The organism is Streptomyces sp. NPDC048288 (assembly GCF_043201555.1).
GTDB lineage: Bacteria > Actinomycetota > Actinomycetes > Streptomycetales > Streptomycetaceae > Streptomyces.
The window spans coordinates 212,839-238,804 of the sequence record NZ_JBICZD010000006.1 but is presented as its reverse complement, the minus strand read 5'-3'; the positions used below and the strand labels follow the sequence as shown (position 1 = coordinate 238,804).

The 25,966-nt window shown below is 71.0% G+C and carries 21 protein-coding genes and 1 pseudogene; 17 read left to right on the top strand and 5 right to left on the bottom strand.

All coding sequences use genetic code 11. The features are described 5' to 3' along the window. Nucleotides 1-11 precede the first annotated feature (11 nt). The 3 genes from ACGFZS_RS23025 to map form a co-directional block, all read right to left on the bottom strand. Nucleotides 12-2,558, bottom strand: a complete 2,547-nt coding sequence (locus ACGFZS_RS23025) for an ATP-dependent Clp protease ATP-binding subunit (RefSeq protein WP_393796698.1) — start codon at nt 2,556-2,558, stop codon at nt 12-14. Nucleotides 2,559-2,650: 92 nt separating this feature from the next. Continuing rightward, a complete protein-coding gene (locus tag ACGFZS_RS23020) occupies nt 2,651-4,291 on the bottom strand; it encodes an ABC transporter ATP-binding protein (protein WP_393796697.1) in 1,641 nt (546 codons plus the stop codon). 448 nt (nt 4,292-4,739) lie between these two features. Further along, the gene (gene map / locus ACGFZS_RS23015; RefSeq protein WP_393796696.1) at nt 4,740-5,519 is read right to left on the bottom strand and encodes a type I methionyl aminopeptidase; all 780 of its coding nucleotides are present in this window, start codon (nt 5,517-5,519) and stop codon (nt 4,740-4,742) included. Between the two features lie 44 nt (nt 5,520-5,563). On the opposite strand from map, the gene ACGFZS_RS23010 reads away from it, so the two are divergent. From ACGFZS_RS23010 to ACGFZS_RS22970, 9 genes are all read left to right on the top strand, one after another. After that, nucleotides 5,564-5,815 (top strand): helix-turn-helix transcriptional regulator, encoded by a 252-nt coding sequence (locus ACGFZS_RS23010; protein ID WP_355721933.1) that lies wholly within the window; start codon nt 5,564-5,566, stop codon nt 5,813-5,815. A 126-nt stretch (nt 5,816-5,941) separates the two neighbouring features. Continuing rightward, nucleotides 5,942-7,546 carry a hypothetical protein gene (locus ACGFZS_RS23005; protein ID WP_393796695.1) on the top strand — a complete coding sequence of 535 codons (1,605 nt, stop codon included), beginning with the start codon at nt 5,942-5,944 and terminating at the stop codon, nt 7,544-7,546. A gap of 180 nt (nt 7,547-7,726) precedes the next feature. Further along, nucleotides 7,727-8,569, top strand: a complete 843-nt coding sequence (locus ACGFZS_RS23000; protein WP_393796694.1) for a nitrilase-related carbon-nitrogen hydrolase — start codon at nt 7,727-7,729, stop codon at nt 8,567-8,569. 29 nt (nt 8,570-8,598) lie between these two features. Then, nucleotides 8,599-9,849, top strand: a complete 1,251-nt coding sequence (locus ACGFZS_RS22995; protein ID WP_393797007.1) for an aspartate aminotransferase family protein — start codon at nt 8,599-8,601, stop codon at nt 9,847-9,849. A gap of 190 nt (nt 9,850-10,039) precedes the next feature. Further along, the gene (locus tag ACGFZS_RS22990; protein ID WP_365684756.1) at nt 10,040-11,620 is read left to right on the top strand and encodes a PucR family transcriptional regulator; all 1,581 of its coding nucleotides are present in this window, start codon (nt 10,040-10,042) and stop codon (nt 11,618-11,620) included. 170 nt (nt 11,621-11,790) lie between these two features. Beyond that, entirely contained in the window at nt 11,791-12,633 is an 843-nt protein-coding gene (locus ACGFZS_RS22985) for a nitrilase-related carbon-nitrogen hydrolase (protein ID WP_393653754.1), read from the top strand. A gap of 93 nt (nt 12,634-12,726) precedes the next feature. Then, entirely contained in the window at nt 12,727-14,130 is a 1,404-nt protein-coding gene (hydA, locus tag ACGFZS_RS22980; protein ID WP_393796693.1) for a dihydropyrimidinase, read from the top strand. Between the two features lie 11 nt (nt 14,131-14,141). Next, nucleotides 14,142-15,161, top strand: coding sequence for a TIGR03842 family LLM class F420-dependent oxidoreductase (locus ACGFZS_RS22975; protein WP_393796692.1), 1,020 nt, complete (start codon nt 14,142-14,144; stop codon nt 15,159-15,161). Between the two features lie 128 nt (nt 15,162-15,289). Then, nucleotides 15,290-16,810, top strand: coding sequence for an NCS1 family nucleobase:cation symporter-1 (locus ACGFZS_RS22970; RefSeq protein WP_393653748.1), 1,521 nt, complete (start codon nt 15,290-15,292; stop codon nt 16,808-16,810). Nucleotides 16,811-16,850: 40 nt separating this feature from the next. On the opposite strand, the gene ACGFZS_RS22965 is transcribed toward ACGFZS_RS22970, so the two are convergent. After that, entirely contained in the window at nt 16,851-17,534 is a 684-nt protein-coding gene (locus tag ACGFZS_RS22965; RefSeq protein ID WP_393796691.1) for a hypothetical protein, read from the bottom strand. 513 nt (nt 17,535-18,047) lie between these two features. On the opposite strand from ACGFZS_RS22965, the gene ACGFZS_RS22960 reads away from it, so the two are divergent. Beyond that, on the top strand, nt 18,048-18,710 hold the full coding sequence (locus tag ACGFZS_RS22960) for a class I SAM-dependent methyltransferase (RefSeq protein ID WP_393653744.1): 663 nt from the start codon (nt 18,048-18,050) through the stop codon (nt 18,708-18,710). Here ACGFZS_RS22960 and ACGFZS_RS22955 read toward each other — a convergent pair. Further along, nucleotides 18,699-18,965 (bottom strand): GlsB/YeaQ/YmgE family stress response membrane protein, encoded by a 267-nt coding sequence (locus ACGFZS_RS22955; protein ID WP_362335370.1) that lies wholly within the window; start codon nt 18,963-18,965, stop codon nt 18,699-18,701. The two genes, ACGFZS_RS22960 and ACGFZS_RS22955, sit on opposite strands and share 12 nt — an antisense overlap. Before the next feature lie 237 nt (nt 18,966-19,202). On the opposite strand from ACGFZS_RS22955, the gene ACGFZS_RS22950 reads away from it, so the two are divergent. From ACGFZS_RS22950 to ACGFZS_RS22920, 7 genes and pseudogenes are all read left to right on the top strand, one after another. Beyond that, nucleotides 19,203-19,565: an ArsR/SmtB family transcription factor gene (locus ACGFZS_RS22950; protein ID WP_393653741.1), complete on the top strand. Its 363-nt coding sequence runs from the start codon at nt 19,203-19,205 to the stop codon at nt 19,563-19,565. 242 nt (nt 19,566-19,807) lie between these two features. Continuing rightward, on the top strand, nt 19,808-21,505 hold the full coding sequence (locus ACGFZS_RS22945; RefSeq protein ID WP_393796690.1) for an LCP family protein: 1,698 nt from the start codon (nt 19,808-19,810) through the stop codon (nt 21,503-21,505). A gap of 939 nt (nt 21,506-22,444) precedes the next feature. Next, nucleotides 22,445-22,989 (top strand): annotated as a pseudogene (locus tag ACGFZS_RS22940) (fumarylacetoacetate hydrolase family protein); the annotation flags it as partial. 57 nt (nt 22,990-23,046) lie between these two features. Continuing rightward, nucleotides 23,047-23,664 (top strand): TetR/AcrR family transcriptional regulator, encoded by a 618-nt coding sequence (locus ACGFZS_RS22935; RefSeq protein ID WP_393654813.1) that lies wholly within the window; start codon nt 23,047-23,049, stop codon nt 23,662-23,664. A gap of 208 nt (nt 23,665-23,872) precedes the next feature. Continuing rightward, nucleotides 23,873-25,069, top strand: a complete 1,197-nt coding sequence (locus ACGFZS_RS22930; RefSeq protein ID WP_393653737.1) for a cytochrome P450 — start codon at nt 23,873-23,875, stop codon at nt 25,067-25,069. A gap of 60 nt (nt 25,070-25,129) precedes the next feature. Further along, nucleotides 25,130-25,342 (top strand): ferredoxin, encoded by a 213-nt coding sequence (locus tag ACGFZS_RS22925; protein WP_393653735.1) that lies wholly within the window; start codon nt 25,130-25,132, stop codon nt 25,340-25,342. Between the two features lie 227 nt (nt 25,343-25,569). Continuing rightward, on the top strand, nt 25,570-25,782 hold the full coding sequence (locus tag ACGFZS_RS22920; protein WP_393653733.1) for a hypothetical protein: 213 nt from the start codon (nt 25,570-25,572) through the stop codon (nt 25,780-25,782). Nucleotides 25,783-25,966: the final 184 nt, after the last annotated feature.

Below are 25,966 nucleotides of genomic sequence, written 5' to 3'. Positions count from 1 at the left end.
TCCCCGCGCCCCTATCGGGGCGCTTTGTCCGGGCGGAACTCCAAGCGGCCGCTCGCTGCATCCACGGTTACTTCGCTGCCCTCCGCCAGCGTGCCGTCCAACAACAGGCGTGACAGCTGGTTGTCGACCTCGCGCTGGATGGTGCGGCGCAGGGGGCGGGCGCCGTACTCCGGTTGGTAGCCGTGTTCGGCGAGCCAGTTGACCGCCGGGTCGGTGAAGTGGGCGGTGATGCCCTGGGCGTGGAGCATGCGGCGGGTGTGTTCCAGGAGGAGTTCGGTGATCTGGCGGAGTTGTTCGCCGGTGAGCTGGCGGAAGACGACGATCTCGTCGATGCGGTTGAGGAACTCCGGGCGGAAGTGGTCGCGGAGGGGGCGCAGGACCTGCTCGCGGCGGGCCTCCTCGGTGGCCTCCTCGCCGCCCGGGCCGAAGCCGATACCGGCGCCGCGGCGGTTGATCACGTCCGAGCCGAGGTTGCTGGTCATCACGATGACCGTGTTGGTGAAGTCCACGGTGCGGCCCTGGGAGTCGGTGAGGCGGCCGTCGTCCAGGACCTGGAGCAGGATGTTGAAGACGTCCGGGTGGGCCTTCTCGACCTCGTCGAGGAGGAGCAGCGAGTAGGGGTGGCGGCGGACGACCTCGGTGAGCTGGCCGGCCTCCTCGTGGCCGACGTAGCCGGGCGGGGCGCCGACCAGGCGGGAGACCGTGTGGCGCTCCTGGTACTCGCTCATGTCGAGGCGGACCATCCGGTCCTCGCTGCCGAACAGGACCTCGGCGAGCGCGCGGGCCAGTTCGGTCTTGCCGACGCCGGTCGGGCCGAGGAAGAGGAAGCTGCCGATCGGGCGGTGGGGGCTGGCGAGCCCGGCGCGGGAGCGCAGGACCGCCTCGGAGACGGCGGCGACCGCCTCCTCCTGGCCGATGACCCGGTGGTGCAGATGCGCCTCCAGGCCGAGCAGGCGCTCCTTCTCCTCCTGGGTGAGGCTGCTGACCGGGATGCCGGTCTGGCGGGACACCACCTCGGCGATCGCCTCGGCCGTCACCTCCAGGTGCTGGCCCTCGTCGGCCTCGTCCTCGCCGGAGACCTCGGTGATGCGGGTCTTCAACTCGGTGATGCGGTCCCGGAGTTGGGTCGCCCGTTCGTACTGCTCGTCGGCGACCGCCTGGTCCTTGTCCCTGGTCACCTGTTCGATCTCGCGTTCCATCGCCCGGACGTCGCTGCCCTTGGTGCGGGCGCCGAGGCGAACGCGGGCGCCCGCCTGGTCGATGAGGTCGATCGCCTTGTCGGGCAGCCGGCGGTCGGTGAGGTAGCGGTCGGAGAGTTCCACGGCGGCGACCAGGGCCTCGTCGGTGTAGCGGACCTGGTGGTGGGCCTCGTAGCGGTCGCGCAGGCCGCGCAGGATCTCGATGGCGTCCGGGACCGTCGGCTCGGGCACCAGGATCGGCTGGAAGCGGCGGGCCAGCGCCGCGTCCTTCTCGATCTTGCGGAACTCCTCCAGGGTGGTCGCGCCCACGATGTGCAGCTCGCCGCGGGCGAGGGCCGGCTTGAGGATGTTGCCCGCGTCCATCGCCCCGCCCTCACCGCCGCCTCCGGCGCCCACCACGGTGTGCAGCTCGTCGATGAAGACGATCAGCTGGTCGGAGTGGGCGCGGATCTCGTTGACGATGGTGGTCAGGCGCTCCTCGAAGTCGCCCCGGAAGCGGGTGCCCGCGACCACGCCCGGCAGGTCGAGGGCGACGACCCGGCGGCACGACAGCACCTCCGGCACGTCCCCGTCGGCGATCCGCTGGGCCAGGCCCTCGACGATCGCGGTCTTGCCGACGCCCGCGTCACCGATCAGCACCGGGTTGTTCTTGCCGCGCCGGGAGAGCACCTCGATGGTCTGCTCGATCTCGTCGTCGCGGCCGATGACCGGGTCGATCCGGCCCTGCCCGGCCTGCTCGGTCAGATCGCGGCCGTACTTGTCGAGGGTGGGCGTGTTCGTACGGCGCCGGGTGTCCGGGCCGGTGAGGGAACGGTCGGTCTCCGTGGCGTCCGCGGGCAGGCCGGCGGCGGCGAACCGGGCGGCGTTCAGGATGTGCCCGGCGGCCGAGTCCGGGTTCGCGGCGAGTGCGCCCAGGACGTGCTCGGGGCCGATGTAGCCGGTGCCGCTGGCCCGGGCCAGGTCGTGCGCGTCCAGCAGGGCCCGCTTCACGGCGGGGGTGAGCGCGAGCGAGGTCGGCGGGGGCGCCTCGCCGGGCGGGTGCTGGACCGGGCCCGCGCGGTCGTCGATCTCCGTCGCCAGCGAGTCGGGATCGGCGCCGGACCTGCTGAGCAGCGAACGGGTGGGCTCGGCCGTGAGGGCCGCGCGCAGCAGGTGCTCGGTGTCCAGGTCGCGGCTGCCGTGTTCGGCGGCGTACTGGGCGGCGCCCCGGACCAGCTCCCGCGCGGGCTGGCTGAGCAGCCTGCCGATGTCGATCTGGCGGGGACCCTGGCGCCCCCCGCCCTCACCGAAGAAGCGGGCGAGGAACTCGCCGAAGGGGTCCTGTCCGTTGTCGCCCGGTCCGGGGTAGCCGCTGGTCATGAGCGTTCGTTCCGTTCCGGCGTCCCGGCGCCTTGGGGGACGCGCTCGCTGGTCGACGGGCCGGCCCACGCGGGTGCCCCGGCAGGGCCCGGTCACACCACCTTCGCACGCCCGCCGTAGGCGGGCACGTCCAGCGGTTCGGGCGGCGGGCCGACGGACAGGACGGCGTCGGCCTGGGCGGCCAGTTGGGGATCGTGGGTGATCAGGAAGGTGGTGCGGGACGCCATGAGCCGGCGCAGCGGCTCCATCACCCGGCGCGCGGACTCGGCGTCCAGGCCGGTCGTGGGCTCGTCCAGGACGAGGACCGGGGTGTCGCGGACCAGCGCCCGGGCGATGGCCACCCGCCGCTGCTGGCCGCCGGACAGCTGCCGCCCGCCGGGGCCCACCGGAGTGTCGTAGCCGTCGGCGAGCCGCCGGACGAAGCCGTCCACGTCGGCGGCCGCGGCCGCGCGCAGCACGCTCCGCTCGTCGGCGCCGGGACGGCCGTAGGCGATGTTCTCGCGGATGGTGCCGTCGAGGAGCATGGGGTCCTGCGGTACGAGGGTGACCAGCTCGCGCAGCCTGCGCAGCGGCAGGCCGGTGATGTCCCGGCCGTCCAGGAGGATCCGGCCCTCGGTGGGGTCGTAGAAGCGCAGCAGGAGCTTGGCCAGCGTGGACTTGCCCGAGCCGCTGGGGCCGTCGATCAGGACCAGCTGCCCCGGGCGGGCGGTGAAGCCGAGGCCGGTGACGATCCGCCGGTCGCCGCCGGGGTAGGTGAAGCCGACGTTGTCCAGGGTCACCACGCCGGGGCCGGTGCCGTACGCCGGTCGCGCCTCGCTCTGCGCACGGGGGCTCCGGGTGACGGCGGGGCGGGTGTCCAGCACCTCGAAGAGGCGCTCGCAGGCCGCGGTGGCGGCGGAGACGCTCACGGCGAGGCCGCCGAGCGCCTGCACCTGCGGGTAGAGGTAGCCGAGGTAGGCGGCGAAGGCCAGCAGCCCGCCGACCGTCAGCCGGCCCGCCGCGATCTCCCAGGCGCCGACGCCGACCACGGCGAGCACGGACACCGACTCGACGACGTTGGCGAGGGGCAGATAGGCGTTGGCCAGCCGGGCCCGGGCCAGGCTGCTGCGCATCCGGGCGGCACCGCGCCGGTGCACCCGGTCGCGCTCGGTGTCCTGCCGGTTGTACGCCTGGACGACGGGCATGTTCGCGAGGTTCTCGTCGAGCGCGTCGACCAGTTCCCCGTACCGGTCGCGTTCCGTGCGCGACAGCGTCCGGATCGGCCGGGAGAGCCGGCGCGTGGCCAGCCACAGCACCGGGGCCGCGGCGAAGGTGAGCAGGGCCAGCTCCCAGCGCAGCCACAGCGCGGCGCCCGCGAAGAAGAGCAGGCTGACGACGGTGTTGAGCAGTTGCACCGGGCCCGAGGCGACCACGTGCTCCGCCTCGTCGATGTCCCCGGTGAACCGGGCCAGCAGGTCGCCCGGCGGATTGTTCTCGTAGTAGTGCGGAGGCAGCCGCTGCGCGTGCTGGAACACCTCGTCACGGCAGCGCAGCCGGAAACCCTCCTCGGCCCGGCTGGTCAGCTGATGGGCGGCGAACGTTACGGCGGCGCCTATCAGGGCCACCGCGAGCCATAACGCGGCCGGCCTCCAGAATTTCGTCGGCTCGGCCGAGGTGAGTACCTCGTCGGTGAGATAGGAGAAAACCTGGATGGCCGCCGTATCGCATCCGACGGATATCGTCTGGCAGGCCACGGCGGTCCAGAGATGAATTCTTTCCGGCCGGGTGAGCGGCCACAGTCTGCGAAATGCGGTGGCCGGGGAGATTTTCGCGTGCCGCCGGAACATCGCTTTCCTCCCGCCCCGGTTCGGCCCGGGCGCGGACCGGCGAAGGAGGGCATCCCCTCGCCGGTCCGGCTGCCACGGGTGCTGCTATGTCACGAGATCAGCGGCCGGCGGTATTCGGCCGGGGCGGCCGCTGGCCCTGGGGCGGAGGCGGCGGAGGTACCGGGCGCCGCCGCGTGGGCCGGGGGACCGGTACTCGCATGCGCACGTTTTCCATGAGAACTCCTTCGCTGATTTGGGCGGCCTTTTCTCCGCCCGTCACGGATATGTATACGGGCGCATTACGGGGGCTGCTCAGCGGCACAGCGAATTCATGGGTCGGCACGCGGTGATAGGAGACGCTCGGGGATGAGCTGTGTCAGGCCTTTGAATTCCGCTCGGTGAGGATCCGCGGCCCGTCCGCCGTGACGGCCACCGTGTGCTCGACGTGGGCGGCGCGGGAGCCGTCGTCGGTGCGCAGGGTCCAGCCGTCGGGGGCCGCGTGGTAGCCGTCCCGGCCGCTGCCGATCAGCATCGGCTCGATCGCGATGACCATGCCGTGGCGGAGCGGGAGCCCGCGGCCGGGGCGGCCCTCGTTCGGCACCTCCGGGTCCTCGTGCATCCGGCGCCCCACCCCGTGCCCGCCGAAGCCGTGCGGCACGCCGTAACCGGCCTCGCGGCAGACCCGGCCGATCGCGTGCGCGATGTCGCCGATGCGGTTGCCGACGACCGCCGCCGCGATCCCGGCGGCCAGCGCCCGCTCGGCCGTCTCCACGAGCCGTACGTCCTCCGGGCGCGCCCTGCCGACCGTGAAGCTGACCGCCGAGTCGCCGACCCAGCCGTCCAGTTCGGCGCCGCAGTCGATGGAGAGGAGGTCGCCGTCGCGCAGCCGGTAGCCGGTCGGGATGCCGTGCACGATCGCGTCGTTGACCGAGGCGCAGATGACGGCGGGGAACGGGGTCGGCGCGAAGGAGGGCCGGTAGCCGAGGAAGGGGGACGAGGCGCCGGCCTCCCGCAGCACCTCCCGTGCCACCTCGTCCAGCTCCAGGAGCGAGACGCCGACGCCGGCCGCCTCCCGTACGGCCGTCAGGGCCCGCCCCACGACCAGGCCCGCCTCGTGCATCGCGTCGATCGACATGTCCGTCTTCAGTTCCACCATGCCAATTAATATACCGGTTTACTCGACGGGATTAGAATGACGGCATGGTACGCACCCCTCTCACCCCGGAAGAGCGAGAACGCGGCGAGCGGCTCGGGCAGTTGCTGCGCGAGGCGCGCGGCGGCCGGAGCATGACGGAGGTGGCGGCCGTGGCGGGCATCTCGGCCGAGACGCTCCGCAAGATCGAGACCGGCCGGGCGCCGACCCCCGCCTTCTTCACCGTCGCGGCGCTGGCCCGGGCGCTGGGCCTGTCGATGGACGATCTGGTGGAGCGCTGCGCCCTGATCGTCGCCTGACGCGCATCGGTCAAGATCGGGCAATGAGGTCTCTGCGCGCCCGCTGAAAACTCCCCGTAGCAACCCCGTAACACAACTGGTGTTGCCTACGGAGCCGGAGTGTTCCGGTCGGGCGGGAGTCGAGCGATGACTGTGCATCAACTCCCGGGCCGGGTGCGGGAGTTCACGAACTACCTGAGCGCCCTGCTGGCGCGCCTGGACCAGGGCGCAGGCTGGTGCGCGGTGTTCTGGCAGCGCGACCCCGACGGTATGCAGGCCTGCCTCGGCGGCCGGGAGATACCCCCCTGGGACGTCCTGGAGGCACTCCTCCAGGACCTCGCCCCCCTCTACGGCACCGATGCCGTCGCCCGCGAGGCCGCGCGGGCCCGCACGCTCCACGCCGACGCCCTCGCCGCCCACGACGCCCGCCCGGGTGCCCGGGAGGATCTCGGCGACCGCCTCGACACCACCCTCCGCGAACAGCGCTACGCCGCCGAACGGCTGGCCCAGCTCGGCCGCGACCTGCGCGCCGCGCGCTCCCACGAGGAGGCCGAGGCCCTCAACATCGACCTCGCCTGGGCCCGCGACGACCATGAACGCGCCTCCGCCCGGTGCGCCGAACTCCGGTCCCGGCTCGGGGCGCTGGAAGCGCGGATCGGCCTCGCCGGACGGTTGCGGGGCGCACCGGCGGTGCGGCGTGCCGGCGGCGACGGAGCCGTGCTCCGTGCCGACGACGTCTTCTCGGCGGGCGGGCCGCCGCATCCGGACACACCGGCCACGGACGACCTGAGCCCGGCCGGTCCGGCGACGGGGGCGTCCTGGCCGGACGGATCGGGCGGCCGGGGCGGTACACCCTCGACGGGCGCCCCGGCTCCCGGCGACCCGGCGGCGGGCGACCCGCCGTTCCCCGGCCCGGCCGACCCCTGGGCGCCCGAGACGGCGACCGCGAGCGGGCCCCCGACCGGCGACAGCGCCCCCGCATCCGCCCCCACCGAAGCTCCCCAGCCGTCCCCCGCCCCCGCCAAGCAGCGCAAACGGCGACGCGGCAGCGCCCGGTTCGCCGGCCTGGCGGAGGACGAGGCCGCGCCGTCCGTCGTACCGCAGGCCCCGGACGCGGACCTGCCCGCGGCCCCCGCCGGCCGGCGCACCCCGCGCGGAGCCCGGTTCGCCGGGGCCGCCGAGGCGCCGGCGCGACCGCAGCCGTCGACCGCGCGGCCCGACGAGGAGGCGGGGCAGGCCGTCGCCGGGGCCGTGGAACAGCTCGTACGCCTGCGCTCGGAAGGCCGCACCGGCGAGGCGCACGCGCTCCTGGCCGAGGTCGCGCAGTGGCCCGCCCCCCGGTTCCCGCTGCTCGCGGACACCCTCCAGCGCTCCGGGCTCGGCGCCGACTGGGCCACCCTGCTGTGGGAGGCCGCCTCGCTGCCGCCCGTCCGGCTGGTGGCCGCCGCCGACGCCCTGACCGCCGCGGGCCGCACCGACGACGGCCGGCAGATCCTGCGCCAGGGTGTCGTCCGCCCCGCCACCGAGATCGGCGAGGCGGTCCTCGCCCTGGACACCGAGGGCCGCCACCGCGAGGCCCGCGCCCTGCTCGACACCTACGTCCAGGTCCGCACCCCGGAAGAGGCCGCCCACAGCGCCGAACCCGACCCCCAGCGCCTCGTCCCCCTCCTCCTCCGCTCCGCCCAGCACATCTCCGACCAACGCCACTGGGACCTGCTGCACGCACTGCGGGTGGCGGGCCTCGCCGCTTGACCGACCGCCACTGGAGCGCCCCGAAACACTCCCGAGCCCCGACGGCGCCGGCGAACCGGCCCCCGCATCCGCCAGCCAGGTAAGAAACGCGATCGACTCGGCGGCTTAACGACGATGGTCTTGGCAAGGACTCCAAGGAGGCTTACTTTCGACCCTCTACGGGCGTAGAAGGAGCAGCTCATGGCCAACGTCGTACGCGCCGCTCTGGTCCAGGCCACCTGGACCGGCGACACCGAGTCCATGGTGGCGAAACACGAGGTGTACGCCCGCGAGGCGGCCCGCCAGGGTGCGAAGATCATCGGATTTCAGGAAGTCTTCAACGCCCCCTACTTCTGCCAGGTCCAGGAACCCGAGCACTACCGCTGGGCCGAGCCGGTCCCCGACGGCCCGACCGTCGGTCGTATGCGGGAGCTGGCCCGCGAGACCGGCATGGTGATCGTCGTCCCGGTCTTCGAGGTCGAGCAGTCCGGCTTCTACTACAACACCGCCGCCGTGATCGACGCGGACGGCACCTTCCTCGGCAAGTACCGCAAGCACCACATCCCGCAGGTCAAGGGCTTCTGGGAGAAGTACTACTTCAAGCCCGGGAACATCGGCTGGCCGGTCTTCGACACCGCCGTCGGCAAGGTCGGCGTGTACATCTGCTACGACCGCCACTTCCCCGAGGGCTGGCGGCAACTCGGTCTCAACGGCGCCCAGTTGGTCTACAACCCGTCGGCCACCTCGCGCGGTCTGTCGGCCTACCTCTGGCAGCTGGAGCAGCCGGCCGCCGCCGTCGCCAACGAGTACTTCATCGCCGCCATCAACCGGGTGGGTCAGGAGGAGTACGGGGACAACGATTTCTACGGGACAAGCTATTTCGTTGATCCACGTGGGCAGTTCGTGGGGGAGGTGGCGAGCGACAAGGGTGAGGAACTCGTCGTCCGCGACCTCGACTTCGACCTGATCGAAGAAGTGCGGCAGCAGTGGGCCTTCTACCGCGACCGCCGTCCCGATGCCTACGAAGGGCTGGTACAGCCGTGAACGACCTCTTCGCCCGCCACCGCCAGGTCATGCCCGACTGGCTGGCGCTCTACTACGACGAGCCGCTGGAGATCACCCACGGCGAGGGCCGGCACGTCTGGGACGCGGACGGCAACCGCTACCTCGACTTCTTCGGCGGCATCCTCACCACGATGACCGCGCACGCGCTCCCCGAGGTGACGAAGGCGGTGACCGAGCAGGCCGGCCGGATCCTCCACTCCTCCACGCTCTACCTCAACCGCCCGATGGTCGAACTCGCCGAGCGCATCGCCCAGTTGAGCGGCATCCCGGACGCCCGGGTCTTCTTCACCACCTCCGGCACCGAGGCCAACGACACCGCCCTGCTGCTCGCGACGACCTACCGTCGCACCAACACCATCCTCGCGATGCGCAACAGCTACCACGGCCGCTCCTTCAGCGCGGTCGGCATCACCGGCAACAAGGGCTGGTCCCCGACCTCCCTCTCGCCGCTGCAGACGCTGTACGTCCACGGCGGCGTCCGCACCCGCGGCCCGTACGCCGAGCTGAACGACCGTGACTTCATCGCGGCCTGCGTCGACGACCTGCGCGACCTCCTCGGCCACACCCGCCCGCCGGCCGCGCTGATCGCCGAGCCGATCCAGGGCGTCGGCGGCTTCACCTCCCCGCCCGACGGGCTCTACGCGGCCTTCCGCAAGGTCCTCCAGGAGCAGGGCATCCTGTGGATCGCCGACGAGGTGCAGACCGGCTGGGGCCGCACCGGCGAGCACTTCTGGGGCTGGCAGGCGCACGGCCAGAGCGGCCCGCCGGACATGCTCACCTTCGCCAAGGGCATCGGCAACGGCAGTTCCATCGGCGGTGTGGTGGCCCGCGCCGAGATCATGAACTGCCTGGACTCCAACAGCATCTCGACGTTCGGCGGCACCCAGATCACCATGGCGGCCGGCCTCGCCAACCTGTCGTACCTCCTGGAACACGACCTCCAGGGCAACGCCCGCCGCGTCGGCGGCCTCCTCATCGAACGCCTCCGCGCCGTCGCCGCCCAGCTGCCCGGCGTACGCGAGGTCCGCGGCCGCGGCCTGATGATCGGCATCGAACTCGTCAAGCCCGGCACCGACGAGGCCGACCCCAAGTCCGCCTCCACCATCCTGGAAGCGGCCCGCGAGGCCGGCCTCCTCATCGGCAAGGGCGGCGGCCACAACACGAGCGCGTTGCGCATCGCCCCGCCGCTGTCCCTGACGGTGGCCGAGGCGGAGGAGGGCGCGACGATCCTCGAACAGGCCCTGAGGAGTGCCTACTAGGCGCTCCGCGGGAAGCGCTGCGGCACGCCGTGTGGGGATCTGCGGGCCGGTGGGGGCTGGTCGCGCAGTTCCCCGCGCCCCTTACAGGGGCCTCAGGCAGCGCCCCGTCAGGGGCGCGGGGAACTGCGCGACCAGCCACGACGGCGCCGCAGTCGACACACGCACCGAACCCGATCAAGGGACACGCAAGATGACCGCCACTTGGGATCCCCCGAAGTCCACCGACCCCATACTGTCGGTCCGTCAGATCCTGTCGCTGGAGCGGGTCCTCGCCGGCGACCCCGAGGTGGTCGCCGGCGCCACCCACCTCGACCGCCCCGTCCGCTGGGTGCACGTCGCCGAGGCCCCCGACGTCGGCGTCATGCTCACCGGCGGCGAAATGGTCCTCACCACCGGCGTCCTGCTCGCCGGCGACGAGCACAAGCAGGCCGAGTACATCCAGTCCCTGCACCGGGCCGAGGCCGCCGCGGTCGTCCTCGGCCTCGGCCGCGCCTTCCCCGCACCCCCCGACGCCATGCGCCGCGCAGCGGACCGCTGCGGCCTCCCCCTGGTGGTCCTGCACCGCCCCTTCCCCTTCGCCGAGCTGACGGAGGAGGTCCAGTCCCGCCTGGTCCGCAGCAAGTTCGCCGCCGTCAGCCTCTCCGAGGCCGTCCGGACCGCCCTCACCGGACTCATCACGGCCGGCGCCCCCCTCCAACGGCTCCTCGACGAAGTCGCCGTGCACAGCGCCTGCCCGGTCGTCGTCACCAACCTCGCCCACCGGGTCCTCGCCACCGCGGGGGAGCGGTCGGCCGTCGACGACGTGCTGCGGGACTGGGAGCGCATCGCCCGGCAGGCCGGTGGCGGCACCGGCGACGGCTGGATCCGCGCCGAACTGGGCGGACGCGGAGAGCGCTGGGGCCAGATCATGCTGTGCGGCTACCGCGGCGACACCGCCACCGGACGGCTGCTCGCCGACCGTGCCGCCGAGGCGCTCGTGCTGCACCGGATGCTCGGCGGCGGCTCCGCCCACACCTGGGAGGAGCAGTCCGCGCAGAGCCTGCTGACCGACCTGGTCTCCGGGGTCGTACCGGCACGGCAGCTGCTGCCCAGGGCCCGGGCGGCCGGACTGCCGGTCAACCGGCGGACCTTCGTACCCCTGGTGGTACGGGACAGCGAACCGGCCCAACTTGAGAGAATCCTGCGCCTGTTGGGTCTGCCCGGCCTGGTCGCCGAGCTCACCGAGCGCACCACCGCCGTCCTCCTCAGCCTCGCCCGTGACCAGGACGCGGACGCCCTGGCCGCCCACTTCGCCGCCCGGCTGCACGGCGAGTCGGCGGGGCCCCGGGGGGTGGTCGCCGCCGCGGGCTCCCGTACCGCCTGGGACGACGTGCCCGCCGGGCTGCGCGAGGCCCAGCACGTGGCCGACGCGGTCGCCGACTCGACCGCGGCCCTCGACCTCCCGACGGTCGTACGGCTCAAGGACGTACACCTGCGGGGCCTGGTCCGGCTGCTGCGCGACGACCCGCACGTGCAGTCCTTCGCCGAGCGCGAGCTGGACGGACTGCTCTGCGGCACGGGTACCGACCAGGACCTGCTGGGCGTGCTGCGGACCTACCTCGCCACCGGCCGCAACAAGTCCCGCACCGCCCAGCTCCACCATGTCTCGCGGCCCGCGCTGTACCGCCGGCTGGAGGCGATACAGGTCCGGCTCGGCGTCGACCTCGACGACTTCGAGCAGGCGGCCTCCGTGCACATCGCGCTCCTCGCGCATGACGCGCAACAGGGGTGAAACATGCGACGACCTGGGAAAACGGCGGTGAAACATGGGTCATCCGCAGCGTGACACGGTGACACGCCGGGCGCCCGCAGACGTGACACGATGGCAATCGAAGCCCGCTTTCGGACTTTCTAGGCTCCTCCCACATCGAGCGACGCACGCCCGAGCGACCGGAGGTCCCGATGAGCCGAGTGATTCGTGCCGCCCTTTTCCAGACCGCCTGGACCGGCGACAAGGAATCGATGATCCAGGTCCACGAGCAGGCGGCCCGCGACGCGGCCGCGCAGGGCGCCCAGGTCCTGTGCTTCCAGGAGCTGTTCTACGGGCCCTACTTCTGCCAGGTCCAGGACAAGGCGTTCTACGAGTACGCCGAACAGGTCCCCGACGGCCCGATCGTCCAGCGTTTCCAGGCCCTCGCCCGCGAACTGGGCCTCGTCCTGATCCTGCCGGTGTACGAGGAGGAGCAGCCCGGCGTCCTCTACAACACCGCCGCCGTGATCGACGCCGACGGCTCGTACCTCGGCAAGTACCGCAAGCACCACATCCCCCAGGTCCCCGGATTCTGGGAGAAGTTCTACTTCCGTCCGGGCAACGCGGGCTGGCCGGTCTTCGACACCGCCGTCGGGAAGATCGGTGTCTACATCTGCTACGACCGCCACTTCCCGGAGGGCTGGCGGGCGTTGGGCCTCGCCGGTGCCGAGATCGTCTTCAACCCGTCGGCCACCTCGCGCGGACTCTCCCGCTACCTCTGGCAGTTGGAGCAGCCGGCGGCGGCCGTCGCCAACGAGTACTTCGTCGGCGCGATCAACCGGGTCGGGGTCGAGGACCTCGGCGACAACGACTTCTACGGGACCTCGTACTTCGTGGACCCGGAGGGCCGGTTCGCCGGCGAGGTGGCCTCCGACAAGGAGACCGAACTCGTCGTCCGCGACCTCGACCTGGCCAAGCTCCGCGAGGTCCGCGACCGCTGGCAGTTCTTCCGCGACCGCCGCCCGGACGCGTACGGCCCGCTTACGGCGCCTTAATAGCGCCCCGTCGTAAAGCGCCCCGCCAGGGGCGCGGGGAACTGCGCGACCAGCCACGTCGGACCCGCACCTGACCACGAAGGAGAGGACCCCATGACCGGCCGGACAGTAATCCGTGGCGGACTCGTCATCACCGCGTCCGACGAGATCCACGCCGACGTCCTGATCGAGGACGGCCGCATCGCCGCCCTCGCGGCGACCGGCACCCCCGCCGCCGAGGCCTTCACCGCCGAGCGATCCATCGACGCCACGGGCAAGTACGTCATCCCGGGCGGCGTCGACGCCCACACCCACATGGAGCTGCCGTTCGGCGGCACCTTCGCCTCCGACACCTTCGAGACCGGCACCCGGGCCGCCGCCTGGGGCGGTACGACCACCATCGTCGACTTCGCCGTGCAGAGCGTCGGGCACAGCCTGCGCGAGGGGCTCGACACCTGGCACGCCAAGGCCGAGGGCAACTGCGCCATCGACTACGGCTTCCACATGATCGTCTCCGATGTGAACCAGGAGACGCTCAAGGAGATGGACCTGCTGGTCGAGGAGGGCGTGACCTCCTTCAAGCAGTTCATGGCCTACCCCGGCGTCTTCTACTCCGACGACGGCCAGATCCTGCGCGCCATGCAGCGCTCCGCCGAGAACGGCGGCCTGATCATGATGCACGCCGAGAACGGCATCGCCATCGACGTCCTCGTGGAACAGGCGCTGGCGCGCGGCGAGACCGACCCCCGCTACCACGGCGAGGTCCGCAAGGCCCTCCTCGAAGCGGAGGCCACCCACCGGGCCATCAAGCTCGCCCAGGTCGCGGGCGCGCCCCTGTACGTCGTGCACGTCTCCGCGATGGAGGCGGTCGCCGAACTCGCCCGCGCCCGCGACGAGGGGCTCCCGGTCTTCGGCGAGACCTGTCCCCAGTACCTCTTCCTCTCCACCGACAACCTCGCCGAGCCCGACTTCGAGGGCTCGAAGTACGTGTGCTCGACGCCGCTGCGCCCCAAGGAGCACCAGGCCAAGCTCTGGCAGGGCCTCAGGACCAACGACCTCCAGGTCGTCTCCACCGACCACTGCCCCTTCTGCTTCGTGGGCCAGAAGGAACTGGGCCGCGGCGACTTCTCGAAGATCCCCAACGGCCTGCCCGGCGTCGAGAACCGGATGGACCTGCTGCACCAGGCCGTCGTCGACGGGCACATCTCGCGCCGCCGCTGGATCGAGATCGCCTGCGCCACCCCGGCCCGGATGTTCGGGATGTATCCGAAGAAGGGCACCATCACCCCGGGCGCCGACGCGGACGTCGTCATCTACGACCCGCACGCCGAGCAGGTCGTCTCCGCCGAGACCCACCACATGAACGTCGACTACTCGGCGTACGAGGGCAAGCGGCTCACCGGCCGGGTCGAGACGGTCCTCTCGCGCGGCGAACCCGTCATCACCGAGCGGGAGTACACCGGACACGCCGGGCACGGCGTCTACACCCCGCGCTCCACCTGTCAGTACCTCAACTAGGAGTGGCGCCCATGGACTTCGGACTCGTCCTGCAGACCGACCCGCCGGCTTCGAAGGTCGTCAGCCTGATGAAGCGGGCCGAACGCAACGGCTTCCGCTACGGCTGGACCTTCGACTCCGCCGTGCTCTGGCAGGAACCGTTCGTGATCTACAGTCAGATCCTGGCCAACACCACGAAGTTGACGGTGGGCCCGATGGTCACCAACCCGGGCACCCGCACCTGGGAGGTCACCGCCTCCACCTTCGCCACCCTCAACGACATGTTCGGCAACCGCACGGTCTGCGGTATCGGCCGCGGCGACTCCGCGATGCGGGTGGCGGGCCGCAAGCCCAACACCCTGGCCCGGATCAGCGAGGCCATGAAGGTCATCCGCGCCCTCGGCAGCGGGGGAGAGGCCGACCTCGGCGGTACCGTCATCAGGTTCCCGTGGATCAAGCCGGGCGCCGAACTCCCCGTCTGGATGGCCGCGTACGGTCCGAAGGCCCTGAAGATGACGGGTGAGGAGGCCGACGGCTTCATCCTCCAGCTCTCCGACCTCTACCTCACCGAGTACATGGTCAAGGCGGTGAAGGACGCGGCGGTGGCCGCCGGACGTGACCCGTCCGAGGTGACCATCTGCGTCGCCGCCCCCGCCTACGTCACCGAGGACGACTCGCCCGGGGCCCTCGCGCACGCCCGCGACCAGTGCCGCTGGTTCGGCGGCATGGTCGGCAACCACGTCGCCGACCTGGTCGACAAGTACGGCGAGCACTCCGCCGCCGTCCCCGACGAACTCACCGACTACATCAAGGCCCGCCAGGGGTACGACTACTCGCACCACGGGCGCAGCGGCAACCCCGACACCGAGTTCGTACCGGACGAGATCGTCGACCGGTTCTGTGTCATCGGGCCGGTCGAGAAGCACATCGAGAAGCTGAACGCCCTGCGCGAGCTGGGCGTCGACCAGTTCGCGATCTACGACATGCACGACGCGCAGGAGGCCACCATCGACGCGTACGGGACGAAGGTCATCCCGGCCGTCAACGGTTAGCCGGCGCACCGCAGTTGGTCTCCCCCTTCCCGCCGTCCCGGGAAGGGGGCCCGCCCCCCACGGCGAACCCCCCAGGAGCCCCCCGCACGGCCTCTCTCCCGTCCCACCTCACCCCGATTGGCCTGCCCATGACCGACACCGCTCCCTCGGCCATACCCCTCTCCGGTCAAGTCGCCCTCCCCGACGGGCGCGTCGAGCTCACCCCGGGCTCCCCGCCGCCCAGCGGTCCGTACGCCAACGAGGACCTGCTGCCGGTCCCGGTCGAGAAGCGCACCTGGACCACGTACAACTTCTCCGCGCTCTGGGTGGGCATGGCCCACAACACGGCGTCCTGGACCCTGGCCTCCGGCCTGATCGCGGTCGGCATGGACTGGAAACAGGCCGTGTTCACCATCGCCCTGGCCAACCTGATCGTCCTCGTCCCGATGCTGCTCACCGGGCACGCCGGACCGAAGTACGGCATTCCCTTCCCGGTCTTCGCCCGTGCCTCCTTCGGGGTGCGCGGCGCCAACCTGCCCGCCGTCGTACGGGCGTTGGTGGCGTGCGGCTGGTTCGGCATCCAGACCTGGATCGGCGGCGAGGCGATCTTCTTCCTGGCCGGCAAGCTGATCGGCGACAGCTGGGCGAACGCCTCGCACATCGGCGGCTACGCCTGGACCATGTGGCTGTCGTTCGCGCTCTTCTGGGTGCTCCAGGTCGCGATCATCTACCGGGGCATGGAGACGATCCGCCGCTTCGAGAACTGGGCCGCGCCCTTCGTCCTGGTCGGCGCGATCGTGATGCTGGTCTGGATGAGCGACAAGGCCGGCGGCCTCGGCCCGCTCTTCGACCAGCCCTCCAAGCTGGGCTGGGGCGGCGGCTTCTGGAAGATCTTCTGGCCGTCGCTGATGGGCATGATCGGCTTCTGGTCGACGCTGAGCCTGAACATCCCGGACTTCACCCGCTACGGCAGGAGCCAGAAGGCGCAGACCTGGGGGCAGGCACTGGGTCTGCCGACCACCATGACCCTCTTCGCCTTCCTCTCCGTCCTGGTGACCTCCGGTTCGCAGGCCGTCTACGGCCAGCCGATCTGGGACCCGGTCCAGCTGGCCGCCAAGACGGACAACGTGGTCGGCCTGCTCTACGCCCTGGTCACCGTGCTCGTCGCGACCCTGTCCGTGAACATCGCGGCCAACCTGGTCTCGCCCGCGTTCGACTTCTCCAACATCGCGCCCCGGAAGATCAGTTTCCGTACCGGCGCGCTGGTCACCTGCGTCCTCGGGGTGCTGATCTTCCCGTGGAAGCTGTACTCCGACCCGCAGGGCTACATCTTCACCTGGCTCGGTCTGGTCGGCGGTCTGCTGGGCACGGTCGCCGGCATCCTCATCGCCGACTACTGGGTGCTGCGCCGCACCCGCCTGGACCTGACCGACCTGTACCGCACGGGCGGCCGTTACTGGTACGACGGCGGCTGGAACTGGCGGGCGGTCCTCGCCTTCGTCGTCGGCGGCGTCCTCGCGGTCGGCGGCGCCAGCTTCAAACCGCTCATCGACGGCCGGCCCGTCCCGGCGCTGTCCTCGCTCGCCGACTACGGCTGGGCGGTCGGTCTGGGCACGTCCCTGGTGCTGTACCTGGGGCTGACGACGCTGGTGCGGCCCAAGGAGGCGTGAGCGGGAGGCGCCGCGCGCGTACGGAGGGCAGCCGGTACGGCTACTGGCTGCCCTTCAGCGCGGTCACCGCGGCCTTCGCCGCCTGGATGGCACCCTTGTTGATCACGTCCGTGCTGGGCGCCTTCTTGGTCTCGAAGTCGCTGCCGTTGTAGGTGATGATCACCAGCGCGTTGGAGACCTGGGCCATCACCACGCCCTCACGGGTCTGCTGCTTGTCCTCGGTGGTGAGGTTGACGACGGAGTAGCCGCTGTCGCCGAGCCCCGGCACGGCCCCGCCGCCGCTCTTCTCGGCCACCCGGTCCTTGTACTCCTTCGCCGCCGCCGCGTCCGTGTCCATGATCTCGAAGGAGACGTCCAGCCAGCGGTAGTCGTACCCCTTGAGCGCGTTCCAGGAGCAGGTGCGGCGCAGCTTGGTGTCCGTGGAGGGGATCTCCTTGCCGGCCGTCTTCGCGCCGGGCACCAGCGACTTGACGGTGGCCGCGGGGATGCTGCCGCAGGGGGCGGGCGCGGCGGAGTACGTCTTCGTGGCCGTCGTGGAGGACGAGGACGACGAAGGGCTGTCACCGGCGGACTGGGAGGCCGTCTGCTGGGTCGAGGTGTTGCCGGAGGAGGCGGAGCCGGACGTCTTGTCCGGGCCCGACGTCATCGCCCAGCCCGCACAGGCGAGCACGGCGACCGGCGTCAGGCGCGCGGTGAGGGCGAGCGGCAGTGGTAGAGAACGCAAGTCGCACTTCTCGCTGGGGGGACGGTGTGCGGAGGAGTCCGCACTGCGGACGGGACGCCAGTCTCACACGAGTACCTGTGGGGCGGAAGTGGAATCCGTGCCTTGCCTGTGGGGCACGCGTGGGGCTCTGTTGACGCCGGCCGTAGGGCGTCCCCGTACATCCGGATTGTCGTGTGTCCACGGTCCCTGTACATCCGGAATGTCGTGACTGCAGCCGGCCTCCGAAGGTGACCGGAGTCACCGTCGCGTCCGCCGGGGGCCCGCAAAGTCGTTTGCGCACCCGAATTTCCGGCCGCCGGCCTTTTCGTATGACCACGACCTCAACGCCCGATGAGCCCGTATCCACCGCCGCGGACGAGCCCGCCACCACCCTGCGCGAGGACGTCCTCGCCTACTGCAACGAGGGCAAGGAGGACGCCCGCCTGCGGAAGGGGGCGGGGCTCCTGGAGTTCTGGCGCACCCAGGACGTGCTGCTGCCGGCTGCTGCCGGCAGCACCCGCGCGGGTGCCGGACGTGGGCGGCGGCAGCGGGGCGCACGCCGAGTGGCTGGCCGCGGACGGGTACACCGTCGACCTCGTCGACCCGGTGCCGCTGCACGTGGCCCAGGCGGCCCGGCTGCCCGGCGTCACGGCCCGGTCCGGAGATGCCCGGGACCTGCCCGCCGCCGCTGCCTACGACGTCGTACTGCTGCTGGGGCCGCTCCACCACCTGCCCGAACGGCCCGACCGGGTACGGGCGCCGGCCGAGGCGCGGCGGGCGGTGCGGCCCGGGGGAGTGGTCGTCGCGGCCACCGTCGACCGGTACGCCGCGCTGCACGACCTCCTCCACGAGGAGCGCTGCTTCGAACCGGTCCGGCGTGGAGTCGCCGACGCCGTTTCCGAGGACGGGAGGCCGGCCTCCCAGCGGGACGGCAGCCTCTTCACCACCGCCTCTCTGGCCCGGCCCGCCGAGACCCCGGCGGAGTTCGCCGAGGCCGGTCCCGCCGTCGACGGGCGGTACGGCGTCGAGGGCGTCGCCCGGCTCATGGGCGGGGTGGAGGAGTGGCTGGCCGACCCCGGGCGCCGGGCGGCCGTCCTCGCGGCCACCCGGCGCATCGAGTCCGAGCCGTCACTGCTGGATGCCGGCGGGCATCTGCTGACCGCCGGACGCCCGGTCGCGTGGGTTTCAGTCGCGTGAGTTGCCGAACAGCACCCGGTACCCGATGAGGAGGACCAGGGAGCCGGCGATCGCGGCTCCCCAGGTGTACAGGTCGAAGAAGTGGTTCTGCACCGGGCGGTCGAGGAAGCGGGCGGAGAGCCAGCCGCCGACGAAGGCGCCCGCGATGCCGATGAGGGTGGTGCCGATGAGGCCACCCGGGTCGCGACCGGGCAGCAGGATCTTGGCGATGGCTCCGGCGAGGAGTCCGAGGATGATCCAGCCGATGATGCCCACGTTCGTTGTCCTCCCAGTACGGGGTGTTGCCAGGCTGAGTTGCCTTGTTGCGCAAGCTTATGAACGACTGCGGGCTCCGGCGGTGCCTGACGACGAGTCGTCGATGATCTGTCACGCGCTCATGACAATGCGGGGAACACGTGGAGGACACTGCGGGGAGGCCGTTCAGGGCCCGGTGACCGCACGCCTACACTGAGTGGGCATCTGTGCGGCGACTGTGATGGGAGGGAGCGGGCTGTGGGGGAGAACATCGATGGCTTCACGGACCCCTCCGACGGGGTGCTGACCGAGGCGGCCGCGGTGTTCGGGCTGCTCGCCTCGCCGGCCCGGCTGCACCTCGTGTGGGTGCTGTCCCAGGGTGAGAGCGATGTGACCCGCCTCGCCGACCGCGTGGGCGGCGCCCTGCCCGCCGTCAGCCAGCACCTGGCCAAGCTCAAGCTGGCAGGTCTGGTGCGCTCCCGCCGGGAGGGGCGGCGGCAGATCTACTACGTGGACGATCCGGACATCGTGACCGTGGTGCGGGTGACCGTCGGGCAGCTGACCGCGCGCACGCGCCAGGTGCCCGCACCGGTGAGCCGGTTGCGCGGGGTCGGCGTCTGAGGACGGTGCCCGAGGACGGCGGGACGGATCGGTGCGGGGTGCTTGGATGGCGGGGGCGCCCCGAAGGTTCACATGACATCCCTCACCTGTGAATTCGGGTGGGGTCTGTGCTGCCGGGGCTGTGAGTTTGTTAGATTGCGCAATCACGCAACCTAAGTGGGCCCACCTCACGCCTGCCCGTACACCGCCGAGTACCGGCCGACCGTACCGCCCGGGGGCCCGACCGTTCATGGGAGTGGAAGATGACCGACCCGTGGGACGGCCCGGGGGGCCAGGCCACGCGCAGCCGCACCGACCGGGTGCCCGGACAGCGCGGTGCCCTGCCCGACGGGACCCGGCCGACCGGTGGCCGCGCCGCGGCCCGGCAAGCGGCCAAGTCCCGCGGCGGCAGAGGCTCCCGGCGGGCCAGGCCGGCCGGGCGCGGCAAGCGGGTCCTGAAGGTCGTCGGCCTGGTGACGGCCGTCCTGGTGCTGGTCACGGCCGGTGCCGGCTGGTGGTTCTACCAGCACCTCAACGGCAACATCAACAGCGTCTCCCTCGACGGCAAGGGCGGCACGGAGAAGGCCGACGCGTTCGGCCGGACCCCGATCAACATCCTGGTGATCGGCTCCGACGGCCGCACCAGCGCGGCCGACTGCAAGCTCGGCGGCGGCTGCAAGACGACCGGCGTGCAGACCGGCAACGGCAACGCGGACGTGGAGATGGTCGTCCACATATCCGCCGACCGTTCCAACGCCACGGTCATGAGCATCCCCCGCGACACCATGGTCGACGTCCCCGCCTGCAAGGACAGCAACAGCGGCGAGTCGACCTCCGGCTACTACGGCCAGGTCAACAGCGCCCTCCAGTACGGCCCCTCCTGCCAGGTGGCGACCATCCACCAGCTCACCGGCATCCCCATCGACCACTTCGTGAAGCTGGACTTCTCCGGCGTGGTCAAGATGTCCGACGCGGTCGGCGGTGTCTCCGTGTGTGTCAACGGCAACGTGTACGACACCTACTCGCACCTGAAGCTGTCCAAGGGCACCCACACCCTCAAGGGCGAGGCCGCGCTGGAGTTCGTCCGTTCCCGGCACGGCTTCGGCGACGGCAGCGACCTCGGCCGTACCGTCTCCCAGCACATCTTCCTCAGTGCGATGATCCGCAAGTTCAAGAGCGCGGGCACGCTGACCGACCCGACCGCGGTCTACGACCTCGCGGACGCCGCCACCAAGGCGCTCACCGTGGACGACGGCCTCGGCACCGTGAAGAAGCTGATCTCGCTCGCGGCCGACGTGAACAAGGTCCCCACCAAGCGGATGACCTTCACCACCATGCAGACCGCCCCCGACCCGAACAACAGCAACCGGGTGGTGGTGGGCTCCGGCGCCAAGGACCTGTTCGCCACCATGGCGAACGACCAGTCGCTGACCACCGGTTCGGGCAAGAAGTCGTCGGCCGCCTCGGCGACCGCCAAGCCGACGCCCACCGCGACCGTCCCCGCGGCCCAGATCGCCGTGACCGTCGAGAACGGCACCACCATCACCGGCCGCGCCTCCGCCATCGCGAACTCCCTGATCTCGCAGGGCTTCAGCACCGGTACGACCACGGCCAACGCCCCGACCTCCGCGACCACGACCACCCTGACCTACGGCAGCGGCGACAAGGCCGAGGCACAGACCGTCGCCAAGGCCCTGGACCTGCCCAGCTCGCACATCAAGTCGGGTACCGGCACCGGTGTGGTGCTGGTGATCGGCAGCGACTGGTCGAGCGGCACCTCCTATCCGGCGAGCTCCGGCGACACCAAGGCCGCCGTCTCCAACGCCAACGCCTCGACCGCCAGCGACTCCAAGACCTGCGCCAAGGTCAGCCAGTACAAGACGGTCAGCCTCAACGGGGTGCCGATGACCCCGGCCCAGGCCTACGCGGCGGCGAGCAGCAAGCCCGACTCGGACAAGTGAGGGCCGCCCCCTCCGCGGCGATCGTCACGGAGGGGACTGCGCGGCGGAGCGGACCCGGTGCCGGGGCGCTGACCTGGGCTTTCGGTACCCTGTGAGCTCTTGACCTGTGGGGAGACGAGAAACTCCCCGGCGGAACATTGCTCACCTGCGGGTTTGAGGCCGGGGACTGATGGAGCGACCTTCCGCGGGCCGGTTCGGCCGAGGTCTGAGGAGGTCAGCCGCGAGCGCCGATCAGGGTGCTCCGTCCGCCGGCCGTCATGGGGGTGAACCGCCTGCCAGCGCTCTCGCAGAACCGAACACCCACCAGTCCCGCGGGCGAGGCACCATGAGCGCATGGAAGGCGATCTCCCGACCGGTCGCGGTGCGCCTGTGGCGTGCGGATGCCATCGTGTTGTTCGACTGGCTGATGAGCGCGGACCTCAACTCCGTGCCGGTCACCCATCCTGCTCAGAAGCAGGCCCTGGCCGACCTGCTGTCGCGCCTGGAGGGGGCCGCTGACCCCGAGGTCACCGGGGCGGCTGCGGAGGACATCGCCGCGGCTCAACAGGAGGTTGCCCGGGACATGGGCTGGTGGTTCAGCCGTGCTGGGTGCGGTTCCCCTTCGCCGGCGGGTCAGGTGGGAGTCTTCGGCCAGGGTGAGCACCTCAGCGTCGTGGACCAGGCGGTCGATCGTCGAGGCGGCCACGACCTGCTCCGCGCCCAGCCGTCCGGCCTGCATGGCCGCGACCCCGAGCCGGATGGCCAGATGTGTCCTGCCTGTCCAGGGCGTTGCCAACGGGGCCTGAGCTTGCCGTTCAGCGACTCCGCCGGGCAGGCGACGGTGCTGGGGCACTGGCGATGTAGAGGTCGTCGAGCGGTTTCACCAGCCGCCGCAGTCCACGCGCCGCCTGTGGCGGAGGAGCGTGCCTCGCCGCTTGCGCCGAACCGATGCCGTCCAGCTCCATCGTGCGGCCCGAGGGATGCAAGTGGCTCAACTGCGAGGGCGAGGTCGCCATTGTCATCGGGAGTACATGGCCGGCTACACCGTCGCCGACGACTACGGGCTGCACGACTTCCGGGACACCGACGCCGGGTCCATGCTGCGGGTCAAGGGGTCGGACACGCCGTGCCCGCTGGGCCCGTGGCTGGTGACCGACTGGGACTTCCACGGCAAGCGGCTGCGGACGTATGCCAACGGCGAGGTCGTGCAGGACGGTTCGACCGACGAGACGAAGTGGGACATGCACTGCCTCGTCGCCGGCATCGCCCGCACGATCACCCTCTGCCCCGGTGACGTGCTGCTGTCCGGCACCCCCGCCAGCTCACGCCCCGTCCAGCCGGGCGACGTCGTCGAGGTCGAAGTCGAGGGCCTCGGCCGGCTCACCAACCACATCGTCACCGCTCCCACCCCCATCCGTATCGACGTCGGCGCCCAGCCCACCGGATCGGAGGAGGTGCTGTCCACCGCGCTCGGCGGCGACCGGGAGTTCCGTGGCATCCGGCCGGCCGAGGCGATGAGGCACGGCGGCGGCCTGCGGGTTCCGACGGGTAGGGTCGCGCTCATGAGCGATTCCTCCGAGAAGCACCCCGCCAAGCCCCGCAAGCGCGTGGACTACGGGACCGGCCGTGAGGCCCTGCTCAACGCCGCCGTGCGCGTGGTGGCCCGGGGCGGGCTGCGCAAGCTCACCTACCGCGCGGTCGCGGAGGAGGCCGGTGTCACGCACGGTCTCGTGGTGCATCACTTCGGCTCGCGGGACGCGCTGATCGAGGCCGCCCTCGAACACACGGTGCGCACCAGCGCGAGTACGAGCTCCCTGGAGCCCGGCACGGGTGACATCGCGGACTTCGCGGCGGGACTGGCGGACATGGTCACCCGCGAGCCGGCCATGCAGACGTTCCAGTACGAGCTCATGCTCGAGTCCCGGCGCAGACCCGAGCTGCTGCCGCAGATCCGCGCACAGTACGACGAGTACTTCAAGGCAACGGAGAGGGAACTGTCCCGCAGCCTGCCCGAAGGGACCAGCCCTGCTCTGACCCGGCTCGTCTTCGCAGCCCTGGAGGGTCTTGTGCTGCACCAGCTGGTCCTCGACGAGCCGGATGTCACTGAGGGCGCGCTGAAGGAACTGCGGTCGCTGCTGATACGGCGGCGTGGAGACGCAGAGCAGTCTCCCAAGGTGTAGCCCCTGCCGTTGTGGCAGGTCAGGGTGAGTCTTCGTCGCACGGCGACGGAGACTCACCTTTTTTGTCGGCGTAAACAGTTGATTACGTGCGCGCGAGGTATTGACGAAATTATCCGAGTGGATAATTCTCACGGTACGGGACCACCGGCTGCCCTCCTGCTTCCATCCCGGCTTTCCCTTCCGCCTCGCGCCCGAGGAGTGTCACGTCATGACCGTCGCCACCGCCCGATCCGCGTCCGTCACCGAGGATCTGTTGCCGTTCCGGGATCCCGGCTTCCGTGCGGATCCGTACCCCTACTACGCGCGGTTGCGGCAGGAGCACCCTGTCTACCGGCATCCGAGCGGCCTGTACGTGGTTTCCCGGTATGAGGACGTCGCGCGGCTGATCCGCAACCCGACTCTGAGCGTGCAGGAGCTCGATTTCGGGCCGGCCGCTCCCATCCATCACACGATGCTCGGCAAGGACGCTCCCGCCCACACCCGGCTGCGGCGGATCACCAATCGCTGGTTCACGCCCAAGGCCGTCGAGGAGTGGTCCAAGGTGATGCGTGCCTGTGTGGGGGCCGTGCTCGACGAGGTCGAGAAGGGCGACGGCACTCTGGACGCGGCCGACGGCCTCTCCTTGAAATGCACTTTCGAGACCACGTGCCACATATTCGGCATCGAGCCGACCGAGATGGACACCGTCCAGCGCAAGACCTATGAGATCGGGCTGAGCCTCGGTCCCGGAGGCAATGACGAGGAGGCGGCGGCCACCACGGAGGCGCTCGCCTGGTTCGCCGGGCATATCCGCCGGCTCGTGGCGGACAAGCGCGCCCGCCCCGGCGGGGGACTGATCGACGCTTTCATCGCCGCGCAGGACGAGGGCAGGATGACCGAGGAAGAAGTCGTCTACACGATCTTCCTGTTCTTCGCCGTGGGCCACCTCGACGTCAAGCACCTGATCAACCACGGTATCTGGCTGATGACGCAGCGGCCCGAGCTGTTCGCCGCCTACCGGGACGAACCGGAGGCCCGGCCGGGGATCATCAACGAGATCCTGCGGATCGACACACCCGAGTCGATGGTGGTGCGCCTGGCCACGCAGGACACGGTCGTCGGTGACACCACCGTGCCGGCCGGGGGGGCGCTGGCTCTCCTCATCGCCTCCGCCAACCGCGACCCCGAGGTGTTCGCCGACCCCGACACCTTCGACCACGCCCGCCCGGTCGCCGCCAGCCAGCACCTCGCCTTCGGCTCGGGCATGCACGGCTGTGCCGGCCAGGTCCTGGCCCGCGCCGAAGCCGACATCGTCTTCAGCTCCATCGTCGATCGGTTCTCCGGCATCGAGCTCGCGGGCGACCCCGCCTACGCGCACACCGAGTTCCTGCGCACGATCACCCGCCTCCCCGTCCGCTTCCTCTGATCCCCCGACCCGTCCTTCCTCGTCCCGCCCCCGACCCCCTTCCGACATCCAGGAGCCGTCATGAAGGTCGAAGTCGACCTCAACAAGTGTCAGGACCACGGCCAGTGTGTGTACGCGGCCCCCGCTCTCTTCGCGCTCGACGACGAGGGTCGCCTGTCCCTGCGCTCACGAGCGACGGACATCTACGTGGCCGACGTGGACGAGGAGAGCGCCGAAGAACTGTACGAGGCTGCCGAGGTCTGCCCGCTGCAGGCCATCACGGTGCGTGACTAGGCAGGAACACGGCATTCAACAAGAGGACCGGGTCCCACTGTCCCGCCTGGACATCGTCGGTGGCCGAGGAGACCGCGCTGCGCCGCCTTGCCCGGCGTTCTTCGCCGAGCACGCTCTGACCGGGCCCGCTGGAGCGCAGCGACTACCGCCTCGTCTCCCGGAGCCCGGCATCACACGCAGGTGAGCCGGGATCGGGTGTACGACATCGTGGCCGGGGAACCGGCGCGATGACTCGCCGGACGCAACTCGATGAACTCGGTGTACGCGTTCTGCGGCGCACGAAACCCGATGGCCTCGTCCTGCCGCACGGGCCGCGGGACGAACGGCACTTCCCGACGGCCGACCGTAAGGCCCGCTCCACCGTCAACACGCTCACCGTGGTGCGGGTGCCTCCGGGGCGGCTCCATCTGCGGACAGTCCGCTGCCGCGGCATCCACTGAGGACGCCGGGCGGTCTTCGTCCCTCCCCGGCGACCTGGGCGCGCTCCCGGTCCGGCCGTCGACGACCGGACCGACCTGGCCGGCGACCGCGGCAGCGCAAAAGGATCTCTCCGAATCCCTTGTCAAACGGATAGTTTGAGCCCACCATTAGGCAACTTGTTTGGCCCAAAACAAACTCCCCGCC

Bases quoted from the DNA above. Each gene is read 5' to 3' on its own strand.
- ACGFZS_RS22925 (WP_393653735.1), top strand. From the start codon at position 25,130: ATGAAGGTCGAAGTCGACCTCAACAAGTGTCAGGACCACGGCCAGTGT.
- hydA (WP_393796693.1), top strand. From the start codon at position 12,727: ATGACCGGCCGGACAGTAATCCGTGGCGGACTCGTCATCACCGCGTCC.
- ACGFZS_RS23010 (WP_355721933.1), top strand. From the start codon at position 5,564: ATGGTACGCACCCCTCTCACCCCGGAAGAGCGAGAACGCGGCGAGCGG.
- ACGFZS_RS22920 (WP_393653733.1), top strand. From the start codon at position 25,570: ATGACTCGCCGGACGCAACTCGATGAACTCGGTGTACGCGTTCTGCGG.
- ACGFZS_RS23025 (WP_393796698.1), bottom strand. From the start codon at position 2,558: ATGACCAGCGGCTACCCCGGACCGGGCGACAACGGACAGGACCCCTTC.
- ACGFZS_RS22975 (WP_393796692.1), top strand. From the start codon at position 14,142: ATGGACTTCGGACTCGTCCTGCAGACCGACCCGCCGGCTTCGAAGGTC.
- ACGFZS_RS23000 (WP_393796694.1), top strand. From the start codon at position 7,727: ATGGCCAACGTCGTACGCGCCGCTCTGGTCCAGGCCACCTGGACCGGC.
- ACGFZS_RS22970 (WP_393653748.1), top strand. From the start codon at position 15,290: ATGACCGACACCGCTCCCTCGGCCATACCCCTCTCCGGTCAAGTCGCC.
- ACGFZS_RS22935 (WP_393654813.1), top strand. From the start codon at position 23,047: ATGAGCGATTCCTCCGAGAAGCACCCCGCCAAGCCCCGCAAGCGCGTG.
- ACGFZS_RS22945 (WP_393796690.1), top strand. From the start codon at position 19,808: ATGACCGACCCGTGGGACGGCCCGGGGGGCCAGGCCACGCGCAGCCGC.
- map (WP_393796696.1), bottom strand. From the start codon at position 5,519: ATGGTGGAACTGAAGACGGACATGTCGATCGACGCGATGCACGAGGCG.
- ACGFZS_RS22930 (WP_393653737.1), top strand. From the start codon at position 23,873: ATGACCGTCGCCACCGCCCGATCCGCGTCCGTCACCGAGGATCTGTTG.
- ACGFZS_RS22995 (WP_393797007.1), top strand. From the start codon at position 8,599: ATGCCCGACTGGCTGGCGCTCTACTACGACGAGCCGCTGGAGATCACC.
- ACGFZS_RS22985 (WP_393653754.1), top strand. From the start codon at position 11,791: ATGAGCCGAGTGATTCGTGCCGCCCTTTTCCAGACCGCCTGGACCGGC.
- ACGFZS_RS23005 (WP_393796695.1), top strand. From the start codon at position 5,942: ATGACTGTGCATCAACTCCCGGGCCGGGTGCGGGAGTTCACGAACTAC.
- ACGFZS_RS22990 (WP_365684756.1), top strand. From the start codon at position 10,040: ATGACCGCCACTTGGGATCCCCCGAAGTCCACCGACCCCATACTGTCG.